Raw genomic sequence first — 11,328 nt, forward strand, 5'->3', positions numbered from 1 at the left:
CGCGCTGAGCGGACTCTCCCGGGTCGTTGAGCGGGCGGAGCGAGACGAAACGCGCCGAACTCAGCCCTCGAGCGCGGCGGAGACGACGGCTCGCGCCTCCTGCTGCACCTCGGCGAGGTGCTCCGGGCCGCGCAGACTCTCGGCGTACAGCTTGTAGACGTCCTCCGTGCCCGACGGTCGAGCGGCGAACCAGGCGTGCTCGGTCTGCACCTTGAGCCCGCCGATCGCGGCGCCGTTGCCGGGCGCGTGCGAGAGCTTCGCCGTGATCTCCTCGCCCGCGAGGGTCGTGGCGGCGACGGCATCCGGTGCGAGCTTGCCGAGCGTGGCCTTCTGCTCGGGGGTGGCCGGGGCGTCGACCCGCTGGTAGGCCGACGAGCCGAAGGCCTCTTCCAGCTCCCGGTACCGCTCCGAGGGCGTCTTTCCCGTCACGGCGATGATCTCCGCGGCGAGCAGGCAGAGCAGGATGCCGTCCTTGTCGGTCGACCAGACGCTGCCGTCCTTGCGGAGGAACGACGCACCGGCCGACTCCTCGCCGCCGAACGCGACGGTGCCGTCGAGCAGGCCGGGGACGAACCACTTGAAGCCCACCGGCACCTCGAGCAGGCGGCGGCCCAGGGACTCGGCGACGCGGTCGATGATCATCGACGACACCAGCGTCTTGCCGACCGCGGCGTCGCGCGGCCACTCGGCGCGGTGCGAGAACAGGTAGTCGATCGCGACAGCGAGGTAATGGTTGGGATTCATGAGCCCGGCGTCGGGGGTCACGATGCCGTGGCGGTCGGCATCCGCGTCGTTGCCGGTGAGCACGTCGAAATCGCCCTTCCTGGCGACGAGCGAGGCCATGGCCGACGGCGACGACGGATCCATGCGGATCTTCTCGTCCCAGTCGAGCGTCATGAAGCGCCAGGTCGGGTCGACCTCGGGGTTCACGACGGTCAGATCGAGGTCGTGGACCTCTTTGATGTGCGCCCAGTAGTCGACCGATGCGCCGCCGAGGGGATCGGCGCCGATGCGCACCCCGGCGCGGCGGATCGCGTCGACGTCGATGATCGACGACAGGTCGCGCACGTAGGCGTCGCGGAAGTCGTAGCTCGGCAGGGCGTCCCCGTCGATGTCGGCGAAGCGCTCGCGCTTGACGCCGTCGAGGCCGTTCGCGATGAGCTCGTTCGCGCGGTCGGCGATCCATCCGGTCGCGTCGGTGTCGGCGGGGCCGCCGTGCGGCGGGTTGTACTTGAAGCCGCCGTCGCGCGGCGGGTTGTGCGAGGGGGTGACGACGATGCCGTCAGCGCGCCCCGCGGCATCCGGTGTCAGGTCGCGGTTGAAGGCGAGAATGGCGTGGCTCAGCGCGGGCGTCGGCACCCAGGAGTCGCGGGAGTCGACCCGCACGTCGACGCCGTTCGCGACGAGGACCTCGATCGCGCTGCGCTCGGCCGGCAGCGAGAGCGCGTGCGTGTCGCGGCCGAGGAAGAGCGGCCCGGTGATGCCCTGCGCCGTGCGGTAGTCGACGATCGCCTGCGTGGTGGCGAGGATGTGGTTCTCGTTGAAGCTGTTGGAGAGCGAGGAGCCGCGGTGGCCGCTCGTGCCGAAGACCACCCGCTCGGCGGCGACATCGGGATTCGGCGTCCGATCGTAGTAGGCGGCGATCAGCTCGTCGACGTCGATCAGGTCAGTGTCCTCCGCGGGGAGGCCGGCACGGCTCGTCATGCAGACAGTCTGCCCCCATCTCGGCATCCGCGCATCTCGATGTCCGGTGCTTGACAGCGGGCAGCGCGGGGGTCTCGAGCGGCGAGTGCCCTAAGGTGAAACGCGTGACCGAACGCCGCACCTACAGCTATCTGGGCCCTGCCGGAACGTTCACGGAGGCGGCGCTCGACCAGGTCGCCGAGGCGCGTGGTCAGGACTGGCGGGCTGTGCACAACGTCGGCGAGGCGCTCGCCGACGTGCTCGAGGGGCGCAGCTACGCCGCGATGATCGCGATCGAGAACTCGATCGAGGGTGGCGTCTCCACGACGCAGGACGCGCTCGCGACGCTGCCCGGACTCCGCATCATCGGCGAGTACCTCGTGCCGGTGAACTTCGTGCTCGTCGCGCCGCGCGGCACGACCCTCGCCGAGGTGCAGGTGATCGCCGCGCATCCCGTCGCCTACGCGCAGTGCCACGGCTGGCTCGGCGCGAACGTACCGTCCCACTCGCACGTGCCCGCTGCCAGCAACGTCGCCTCGGCGATCGGCGTGCTCGACGGATCGCTCCCGGCCCAGGCCGCGATCGCCGCGCCCGGCATCGTGAAGCACCTCGACGTCGACGTGCTCGCGGAAGGCATCGGCGACAACGCCCAGGCCGTCACCCGCTTCGTGCTCGTGACGCGGACGACCACGGCCCCCGCGCCCACCGGCGCCGACAAGACGTCACTCATCGTCGAGCTGCCCCACGACCACCCGGGTTCGCTGCTGGAGATGCTCGAGCAGTTTTCGACCCGAGGCATCAACCTCTCGCTCATCGAGTCGCGACCCATCGGCGACGAGCTCGGACGGTATCGCTTCGTGATCGACGCCGACGGTCACGTCTCCCACGAGCGCATGGCCGATGCGCTGCTCGGCATCCGCCGGTTCAGCCCGCGCGTCGTGTTCCTGGGCTCGTATCCGCGTGCCGACCGCAAGGTCGTGCAGTACCCCGACCGCTACGCCGACGACGTGTTCGTCGAGGCGCGGGACTGGCTGCGCGGCATCCTCTCCGGCGAGCCGGAGGCGTAGCGCGCGCCGACCAGGGAAGATCAGAACTGCTTCCGAACACGGCCGCTCAGAAGCGTTTCTGATCTTGCGTCGCCCCAGCCCGAGGTCAGTGCTCGACGAACATCGGCCAGGCGCTGCCCGGCCGCATCTTCGAGTGCAACGCGCCCTTCGCCGAGGCGAGGCTCGGGTAGGTGCCGGCCGCGGCATCCGAGCCCGCCATCACGACGGTGTATCCCTCGTCGTCGTGTCGGATGCTGCCGACCACGCCGTTCGTCCCGTACGCCACCCAGAGTGCCAGGGTCTTGGTGCTCATCGTCGAACCCCTTCCGTTGCGGCCGACGCTACGCCCCACCGCGGGCGAAAACCAGCCCTTGCGGGCGACGCGGGATGCTGTGCGCTACCGCATCGCGGCGGCGACGAGCTCGAGCGTCTGCGCCCGGCCGGCGGCGCTGTCGCGCGGCTCGGACTCGTACGCGCCGGCGACCGGCGAGAGCATGACCTCGTCGACGCCGTGGGTCGCCGCGAACGCGCGGAGCTCGTCGGCCACCGACTCGCCCGTGCCGACGAACCACCGCGAGCGTGCTGCCTCGACGACCTGATCGGTCGCGGCATCCGTCTCGGCGGCAAGCGCCTCCTCGACCGTCTCGAGGGCGACGAGCGGCTTGTTCAGCCGCAACCGCGCCATCATGCGCAGCTGAGGGAGGGCGCGCGCCTCCGCCTCCTCCTGTGAGGCGGATGCGACAGCGTTGACGGTGAGGAACGTGCGCGGCTCGGGGTGCTCCTCGCTGGGGCGGTAGCCGCTGCGGTACAGGTCGAGCGCGCGTTCGAGACCCTGACCCGAGAAGTGATTCGCGAACACATACGGCAGTCCGTGCGAGGCAGCGAGCTGGGCGGAGTAGTCGCTCGATCCGAGCAGCCACACCTCGGGGGCGCCGGTGGCGGCCGGGGTCGCGCGCACGGTGTACTCGCCGCCCGACGTGAAGCGCACGGTCGCGCCGTCACCCGACACGAGAGCGCCGATGTCCTGCACGTGGCGGGGGAACTGCTCGACATCGCTGGTCGTGCCCGATCCGCGCAGCAGCTGGGTGATGACGGGGTCACTGCCCGGTGCGCGGCCGAGACCGAGGTCGATGCGGCCGGGGGCGATGGCCTCCAGCGCGGCGAACTGCTCCGCGACGATGAGCGGCGCGTGATTCGGCAGCATGACGCCGCCCGAGCCCAGACGGATCGTCGAGGTGCGCGTGGCCGCGGCAGCGATGAGCACCGGGGGAGTGGTGGATGCCACGGCGGGCATGTTGTGGTGCTCGGCGAACCAGTACCGGCGATAGCCGAGCCGGTCGGCCGCCTCGGCGAGGGACAGCGAGGCCGCGATGGCCTCGGCGCTGGTCTGCCCGGTGCGCACCGGGACGAGGTCGAGGACGGAGAGAGCAGTCACCCCGAGACCAACGTCGGGCGGCGTGCGGGCATTCCCGACCGTGCGGATGAAGGAGCGTGCGGACGGGGGGCAGCCGCCTGACACCTCACCGCCCTCCGCCGACCCACCCCGTCTTGCCGAGCCACCCCCTACCGCGCGAGCCACCCCGGTGCGCGCGGTACACGCAGGGGTGGCTCGGCGCGAAAGGGGTGGCTCGGCGTTCATGGCGGGATGGGGCGGCGGAGGGGGCGGAGCGAGGTCCGCCCCCTCACGACCGGATCAGGCGTCGATCGCCTGACGCTGCTCCGTCGACTCGACCGTGATCTTGCGCGGCTTGGCCCGCTCGCTGACCGGGATGATGACCGACAGCACGCCGCTCTCGTACGAGGCGCTGATGCCGTCGAGGTCGACCCCGTCACCCAGCGTGAACTGGCGCAGGAACGAGCCGGCGCCGCGCTCGCGCGCGAGCCAGCGCACTCCCTCGCGGGTATCCGCGGTGCGCTGAGCGCGGATCGTCAGCTGCCCGCCGTCGAGATCGACGTCGATCGAGCCGGGGTCGACCCCGGGCAGGTCGGCATGCAGGATGTAGCGGTCGCCGTCGCGGTAGAGGTCCACCGGCATCAGCCGGGGTGCGCGAACGGAGTCCAGCACGCTCGCGGCGAAGCGATCGAGCTGGCTGAAGGGATCGAAGGTCAGTGCCATGAGGTTCTCCTTTCGTGCGGCCCAGAGGGCGGAACTTGTGATGCAGGTAATCTGCATCTGTTGCTATAGATTTTTTATAGAACAGGGCGAGATAGAATGCAAGTCCCCAGTGAAGGAAGCGTCGATGAGCGATCGAGACCCAGGGATGCCGGTGTACGGCATCGCCGTCGCCGCACAGTTGAGCGGCGTGCCCGAGGCGAGCCTGCGCCTGTTCGAGGCCAAGGGGCTCATCGCGCCCGCACGCAGCGATGGCGGCACGCGGCGCTACAGCGACGACGACCTCGCGCGCGTGCGCCGCGTCACCGATCTCCGTGACGAGGGCATCAACATCACCGGCATCCGACGCGTGCTCGATCTGCAGGACGAGAACGCGGACCTCCGCGGCGAACTGGCCGAGGGAGCGACCGGACGCGAGTGAGCCGCGCGACCGACGGCAGTATCTTGAGGGCATGGATGCCGAGATCTTCTACGTGCTCGTCGGTGCGGTCGTCGTGGCGGCGATCGCGCGATGGCGGGGGTGGCCGGCGCCGCTGCTGGTGACGGTGGTCGCGCTCGCGGCATCCTTCCTCCCCTTCGTGCCGGACGTCGACATCGACGGGCACCTGCTGCTCAACCTCGTGCTCCCGCCGCTGCTGTACTCGGCGGCTCTCGACGTGTCGTTCGTGGGTTTCAAACGCAGCCTCCCGCAGATCCGGCGCCTGGGGATCACCCTCGTGCTGCTCACGGCGCTCGCGGTCGGTTTCGTGGCGTGGTGGATCCTGCCCTCGCTCACTCTCCCCGGCGCGCTGCTGCTCGGAGCGATCGTCGCGCCGCCCGACGCCGTGTCGGCGGCGGCGATCGGCCGCAAGCTCGGCCTCCCTCGCCGCATCATGACCGTGCTGTCCGGGGAGAGCCTCATCAACGACGCGACCTCGCTGACGCTGTACCGGGTGTTCGCGGCGATCCTCGCGGGCGCCACGCTCACAGTGTGGGACGGCATCTGGCAGTTCCTGCTCGCGGTCGGCGTGGGCGTCGCGATCGGACTCGTCTTCGGCGCCGTGCTGCATCAGCTGCGGATGCGCATCTCGGACCCGGTCGTGATCGGCACGTTCGGGCTGCTCGCCCCGTTCGGCGCCTACGCGATCGCCGAGCACCTGCTCGGCTCGGGTGTGCTGGCGGTCGTGGCGATGGGCCTCTTCGTCGGCTACAACTCGCCGCGGACCGACTACACGACGCGTCAGCAGGAGAAGCCGCTGTGGCTGTCGGCCGACCTGCTGCTCGAGAGCTTCGTGTTCGCGTACATCGGGCTGCAGTTCCCGCGCGTGCTCAGCGACCTGGGCGGTGAGGAGGTCGGCCGCATCCTGCTGCTCTCCGCAGCGGTGCTTCTCGTGGTGCTCGTCGTGCGGCCGCTGTACGTGTATCCGGCGAACGCGTGGGCCAACTTCCAGGACCGCCGACGGCTCGCCCGCTGGGACCGCGCGGTCGAGTCCGGGGCGTTCGAGGGCCGTCGTCGCGAGTCGCGACGCTGGCGCGAGTACGACCCCGAGGAGCTGCGATCGAAGATCGTGCGCGACCGGATGGCCGGTCTGCAGCTGACCTGGAAGGACAACGCGATCATCTCGTGGGCGGGCATGCGCGGCGTCGTCACGCTCGCGACCGCGCTCGCCGCGGCCGACCTCGCGACGCTCGGCACGGAGCCGTCGCACGCGATCGTCGTCGTCGCGTTCATCGTGACGGTCGGCACGCTGCTGCTGCAGGGGCTGACGCTGCCGGTGCTGATCCGCGGCCTGGGCATCGCGAGCGACACCGACGAGCAGGACGACGAGAGGGCGCTCGAGGCGGTCAAGGCGAAGAGCCGCGAGGCCGGCAAGAAGTACCTCGCCGAGAAGCGCGCCGAATGGGAGGCCACGCACGGCCACGTCGACCTCGAGATGTTCGACGCGTTCACGCGGCGCATGACGCGGGTCGAGCGCGACACCGACGAGGCGCAGGAGGTGGAGGATGCCGCGCAGCGGCGTCCCTCGTTCGACGACCTCGCCGCGCTCTCCCGGGGGTGGCTGCAGGTGCGCCGAGACATCCTCCTCGAGGAGCGCGACGCCGGCAACCTCGACGAGGAGGTCATGCGCGAGCTGCTCGCGGCGATGGATGCCGAGGAACTCGCGCTCGACACCCGTGGCGCCACGCGTCAGCAGGGCCGCGCCTGACCCCTGCCCCGCCGCATCGCCCTCCCCGCCGCATCCGCCCTGCCCCGCGGCGTCCCGCCCTCCCTCACGCTGAAACCCACCACAAGCGTCGAAACCCATCACGCAACACGCCGCGGGCGGTGGGTTTCGACGCGGGTGGTGGGTCTCGGCGTCGGGCAAGAGAGGCGAGACCCGCACGCAGAAGCGCCCCGCCCGGGCGGGGCGAGGCGCTTCATGACGCGGAGCCGCGGGTCAGCGAGCTCCGGCGGGTTCGGTGCTGGATGCCGCAGCATCCGCCTCGGGCGCGTCCTCGTCGTCGCTGTCATCGGCGAAGGGCAGGCCCTCGCGCGGCGCGTTGTAGAGCTCCTCGTCGAGGATGCCCTCGCGCTTGGCGACGATCGCCGGGACGAGCGCCTGGCCCGCGACGTTGACCGCGGTGCGGCCCATGTCGAGGATCGGGTCGATCGCGAGCAGCAGCCCGACGCCCTCGAGCGGCAGACCAAGGGTCGACAGCGTGAGCGTGAGCATGACGGTGGCACCGGTCGTGCCGGCGGTTGCGGCGGATCCCACGACCGAGACGAGCACGATCAGCAGGTACTGCACGATGTTCAGCTCGATGCCGAAGAACTGCGCGACGAAGATCGCGGCGATGGCGGGGTAGATCGCAGCGCAGCCGTCCATCTTCGTCGTGGCGCCGAACGGCACCGCGAACGAGGCGTAGGAGCGGGGCACGCCGAGGTTGCGCTCGGTCACGCGCTCGGTGAGGGGCAGCGTGCCGATCGACGAGCGGCTGACGAAGCCGAGCTGCACGGCGGGCCACACCCCCGAGAAGTACTGCTTGATCGACAGGCCGTGCGTCTTCACGAGCACGGGGTAGACGACGAACAGCACGAGAGCGAGACCGACGTAGACGGCGATCGCGAACCACCCGAGCGACGCGAGCTTCTCCCAGCCGTACTTGACGACCGCGGCGCCGATGAGGCCGAACGTGCCGATCGGGGCGATGCGGATGATCCACCACAGCACGCGCTGGATGACCTTGAGCAGCGACTCGGTGAACGCGAGGAACGGCTCGGCCTTCTTGCCGGCCTTGAGGGCCGCGATGCCGACGGCGACCGCGACGACGATGACCTGCAGGATGTTGAAGCTCACGCTCGAGGTGAAGGTGCCGTCGGTGGCACCCGGGTTGGTGCTGACGCCGAGACCGAGGAAATTCTGCGGGATCAGGCCGAGCAGGAAGTTCCACCAGGTGCCGACCGTGTACGGGTCGCTGGGCTCGAGGCCCTCTCCGGCGCGCGACCCGGGCTGGATGACGAGCCCGAGGACGATGCCGATCGTCACCGCGATGAACGCGGTGATCGCGAACCAGAGCAGCGTCTGGCCGGCGAGGCGCGCGGCGTTCTGCACGCGGCGCAGGTTCGAGATGCTGGCGACGATCGCCGTGAAGATCAACGGCACGACCGCGGCGCGCAGCAGCGTCACGTACGAGCTGCCGATCGTGTCGAGGGTCGCGGAGAGGCCGTTCGGGCTGTCAGGGGTCGCTCCGAGCTGGCGGGCGATGAGGCCCGCGGCGATGCCGAGGACGAGGGCGGCGAGGATCTGGAAGCCGAACGAGGTCAGCAGCTTCCGGACCGGCCCGCGAGTGTCAGGCGCCTTGGTGCGCGCAGTGGTGCTCATGGGGTGGGGAACTCCAGGATCGATGCGCGCCTGGGGATGCGCGCGGGAACAGAACGATGCGCGCGAATGCACGCCATATCGCTCAACGCTAGGAGTGCGCCGTCATTCCCCGGGCCGATATGACGAAGGATGACGGATGCCGAGGCATCCGTCATCCTTCGAGACGATCGGGTCGGCGTCAGGCCGCGCACTCCTCGAGGTTGTCCGTGATGATCTTGGTCGTCAGGTCCTTGTCCTCCTGGTTGGCCTGCTTGTCCTCGCCGTTGGCGATGTAGCGCAGGGTCTCGTCGCTGAGGTCGGAGTCGACGAGCTTCTCAGCGAAGCAGTCGGCGACGTCGTCGGTGATGACGTCACCCATTCCCTGGTCTTCGAAGACCTGACCGAGGCCCTCGGACACGTCGTCGGCGGACGGACGGCCAGGGCCGCCGCAGGCGGCGAGGGAGAAGGCGAGTGCCGCGATGGGCAGAGCCATGAGGAGGCGGGAGGCGGGGCGCAGGTTCCGGTCGGTGAGCTTCATGCACACCAGAGTATTGGTGCACAGCGAATTCATAGAGGGGGTTGCATGGGGACAAATCCCCACCCCCTGATCTGTCATCGCACCGCGGGCTCTGTCACGATTGCGTCATGTTCATGGTGACGACGAACGACATCCCGGGCTACCGCATCACCCAGGTGCTCGGGGAGGTCATGGGCCTCACGGTGCGGTCGACCGACTTCGGGCAGGGTTTCGCCGCGGGGTTCCGCTCCCTCGGCGGCGGCGAGATCCCCGAGTACACGCAGGTCATGTACGAGGCGCGCCAGGTCGTGATGGGACGCATGTGGGCCGAGGCGCAGCAGCGCGGCGGCAACGCGATCGTCGCCATGCGGTTCGACGCGGGATCGATCGCGAACTTCACCGAGATCTGCGCATACGGCACCGCCGTCGTCGTCGAGCCCCTCACGCCGCCCGTGCCCCAGCCTCCGCAGCCCCCGCGCGCCTGACCCTCAGGCCTCTGTCGCCGGGTCGAACCACTTCAGCTGCGGGAAGCGCCCGAAACCGCGATCCCGGGTGGCAAGGCGGGCGCCGTTCGCGAGACACAGCGCAGCGATGTACGCATCGGGAACGAGGTTGCCGCGGATGGCGGCATCCGACGAAGACAACGCATCGAGCCGCTCCCACGTCGGCGCTCCCGCGGTGAGCCACTGCGTGCGGGGGGCTGCCAGCAGGCTGCGGGTGAACGACATCGCCGTCGCGACGGGAGCGGGTGCCGTGGTGATGCGCGGATGAGTCACGATGCGGAGGAACCCGCTGAGGATCGTGTCGGAGACGCCGACCGGCTCTCGCGCCAGTGTCTCGTTGAGCCATGGCGCATACGTCTGATGCTCGTCCGCATCCGCGCGGAAGGCGTAGACGAGGATGTTCACGTCGGGAACGATCACCGGCCGTGCCCCTCGTCCAGCGCCTCCCACAGCGCATCGCGGTCATCGATGTCGACGAGGAAACGAGAGGTGGCCGGGTCGCCGAAGGTCGGAAGCGGCTGGTGCGCGGCCGGCGTCTCACTCCGAGCGAGACGATCCCGCAGCGCCTCCTCGATGTAGCTCGTCAGCGTCCGCCCCTCGCTCGCGGCGCGACGTTTCGCTTCCGCCGTGAGGGCGTCCGACAGGTTCAACGTGGTGCGCATGCAGACCAGCATACGCTCCGTCGCAGACATCTGCCTGGGCCGGCCTCTCCGACCGACATGTGCACGGCATTCGAGCCTCAGGCCAGCACGAGCAGGTCGCCGACCTCGCACTGCAGCGCGTCGCAGATCGCGCGCAGTGTCGAATAGCGGATCGCCCTCGCCCTGTCGTTCTTCAGCACCGACAGGTTCACGATGCTCACACCCACGCGGGTGCTGAGCTCGGTCAGCGTGATGCCGCGCTCGGCCAGCAGCTCGTCGAGGCGGCAGTGGATGCCGGTGAGCTCGTCGTCGCTCTCGGCCGGGCTCACACCAGGCCCTCCGTGTCCTTCTGCAGGCGGTCGCCGATCGAGAACACCGTCGTGATGAGTGCCACGACGAACGCGCCGAGGATGAAGGTGAAGGGCTCGACCGTGATGACGGCGTTGTCGATGGCATTGTCGGTGAGGCGAGCGACCGTGGCGTTCGCGAGCATGTTGTCGAAGAACCGCACCGCCGCGAAGCCGAGGAGACCGGTGATTCCCGCCGTCGCGACGAGGGCGGTGCGCCCTCGTCCGAAAATACGTCCGCCGATCGTCATCCGGGCGAGCAGGATCAGACAGGCGACGACGACCACGACGGTGATGATCTGCACCACCTGAGCGATGATCCCCGGCACGATGGCGATGAGTGGCAGCTGCGGCGCGGTGATGGTGCCGCTCTCGAGCGCGACCGCGATGGTGCCGCCGGTCGACAGAGGCAGGTCCACGCTGTCGCCGAGGAACTCGACGGCCACGGGCACCTGCTGACCGCCGGCCAGCTCGATGATCCGGATGATCGAGTACACCGTGAAGTACATGGCGATGACGGCACCGGCGATGCAGAACCCGACGAGGGCTGCGATGTCGCCTCGGCTCAGCGCGCGGTCGTTCTTCGTGGAGGACATGGTCCACTCCTTATCGACTATCGTTGTTACCGACAATCGTTAACATATTGACTTTCGATAT

The 11,328-nt window shown here is 69.6% G+C and carries 14 protein-coding genes; 4 read left to right on the plus strand and 10 right to left on the minus strand.

Annotated elements, in window-relative coordinates:
- Positions 1-60: 60 nt before the first annotated feature.
- Positions 61-1,704: a phosphoglucomutase (alpha-D-glucose-1,6-bisphosphate-dependent) gene (pgm, locus tag AUC47_RS06375; RefSeq protein ID WP_096714381.1), complete on the minus strand. Its 1,644-nt coding sequence runs from the start codon at positions 1,702-1,704 to the stop codon at positions 61-63.
- Positions 1,705-1,799: 95 nt separating this feature from the next.
- On the opposite strand from pgm, the gene pheA reads away from it, so the two are divergent.
- Positions 1,800-2,750, plus strand: a complete 951-nt coding sequence (gene pheA, locus AUC47_RS06380; protein WP_096714382.1) for a prephenate dehydratase — start codon at positions 1,800-1,802, stop codon at positions 2,748-2,750.
- Positions 2,751-2,835: 85 nt separating this feature from the next.
- Here the strand turns inward: pheA and AUC47_RS06385 are convergent, their stop codons facing one another.
- The 3 genes from AUC47_RS06385 to AUC47_RS06395 form a co-directional block, all read right to left on the minus strand.
- Complete coding sequence (locus AUC47_RS06385) at positions 2,836-3,042, minus strand: methyltransferase (RefSeq protein ID WP_096714383.1); 207 nt, start codon at positions 3,040-3,042, stop codon at positions 2,836-2,838.
- Positions 3,043-3,126: 84 nt separating this feature from the next.
- Positions 3,127-4,164 (minus strand): LLM class flavin-dependent oxidoreductase, encoded by a 1,038-nt coding sequence (locus AUC47_RS06390; protein ID WP_096714384.1) that lies wholly within the window; start codon positions 4,162-4,164, stop codon positions 3,127-3,129.
- Between the two features lie 258 nt (positions 4,165-4,422).
- Positions 4,423-4,845: an Hsp20/alpha crystallin family protein gene (locus AUC47_RS06395; RefSeq protein WP_096714385.1), complete on the minus strand. Its 423-nt coding sequence runs from the start codon at positions 4,843-4,845 to the stop codon at positions 4,423-4,425.
- A 124-nt stretch (positions 4,846-4,969) separates the two neighbouring features.
- Here AUC47_RS06395 and AUC47_RS06400 point away from each other — a divergent pair, with 124 nt between their 5' ends.
- Together AUC47_RS06400 and AUC47_RS06405 are read left to right on the plus strand one after the other, a co-directional pair.
- Positions 4,970-5,263, plus strand: coding sequence for a MerR family transcriptional regulator (locus AUC47_RS06400; protein WP_096714386.1), 294 nt, complete (start codon positions 4,970-4,972; stop codon positions 5,261-5,263).
- A 31-nt stretch (positions 5,264-5,294) separates the two neighbouring features.
- Positions 5,295-7,028: a cation:proton antiporter gene (locus tag AUC47_RS06405; RefSeq protein WP_096714387.1), complete on the plus strand. Its 1,734-nt coding sequence runs from the start codon at positions 5,295-5,297 to the stop codon at positions 7,026-7,028.
- A gap of 231 nt (positions 7,029-7,259) precedes the next feature.
- Here the strand turns inward: AUC47_RS06405 and AUC47_RS06410 are convergent, their stop codons facing one another.
- Together AUC47_RS06410 and AUC47_RS06415 are read right to left on the minus strand one after the other, a co-directional pair.
- Entirely contained in the window at positions 7,260-8,684 is a 1,425-nt protein-coding gene (locus tag AUC47_RS06410; protein WP_096714388.1) for a dicarboxylate/amino acid:cation symporter, read from the minus strand.
- Between the two features lie 178 nt (positions 8,685-8,862).
- Positions 8,863-9,201, minus strand: a complete 339-nt coding sequence (locus AUC47_RS06415; protein WP_096714389.1) for a hypothetical protein — start codon at positions 9,199-9,201, stop codon at positions 8,863-8,865.
- 107 nt (positions 9,202-9,308) lie between these two features.
- On the opposite strand from AUC47_RS06415, the gene AUC47_RS06420 reads away from it, so the two are divergent.
- The gene (locus tag AUC47_RS06420; protein WP_096714390.1) at positions 9,309-9,665 is read left to right on the plus strand and encodes a YbjQ family protein; all 357 of its coding nucleotides are present in this window, start codon (positions 9,309-9,311) and stop codon (positions 9,663-9,665) included.
- Between the two features lie 3 nt (positions 9,666-9,668).
- Here the strand turns inward: AUC47_RS06420 and AUC47_RS06425 are convergent, their stop codons facing one another.
- The 4 genes from AUC47_RS06425 to AUC47_RS06440 all read right to left on the minus strand — a co-directional run bounded on the left by AUC47_RS06425 (position 9,669) and on the right by AUC47_RS06440 (position 11,267).
- Positions 9,669-10,103 (minus strand): TA system VapC family ribonuclease toxin, encoded by a 435-nt coding sequence (locus AUC47_RS06425; protein WP_096714391.1) that lies wholly within the window; start codon positions 10,101-10,103, stop codon positions 9,669-9,671.
- Complete coding sequence (locus AUC47_RS06430) at positions 10,100-10,345, minus strand: CopG family transcriptional regulator (protein WP_096714452.1); 246 nt, start codon at positions 10,343-10,345, stop codon at positions 10,100-10,102. The genes AUC47_RS06425 and AUC47_RS06430 overlap by 4 nt, the downstream gene beginning before the upstream one ends.
- Positions 10,346-10,422: 77 nt before the next feature.
- Entirely contained in the window at positions 10,423-10,653 is a 231-nt protein-coding gene (locus tag AUC47_RS06435; protein ID WP_096714392.1) for a helix-turn-helix domain-containing protein, read from the minus strand.
- Positions 10,650-11,267, minus strand: coding sequence for a hypothetical protein (locus tag AUC47_RS06440; protein WP_096714393.1), 618 nt, complete (start codon positions 11,265-11,267; stop codon positions 10,650-10,652). The genes AUC47_RS06435 and AUC47_RS06440 overlap by 4 nt, the downstream gene beginning before the upstream one ends.
- Positions 11,268-11,328: the final 61 nt, after the last annotated feature.

The sequence above is a fragment of the Microbacterium sp. SZ1 genome (assembly GCF_002362255.1).
Lineage (GTDB): Bacteria > Actinomycetota > Actinomycetes > Actinomycetales > Microbacteriaceae > Microbacterium.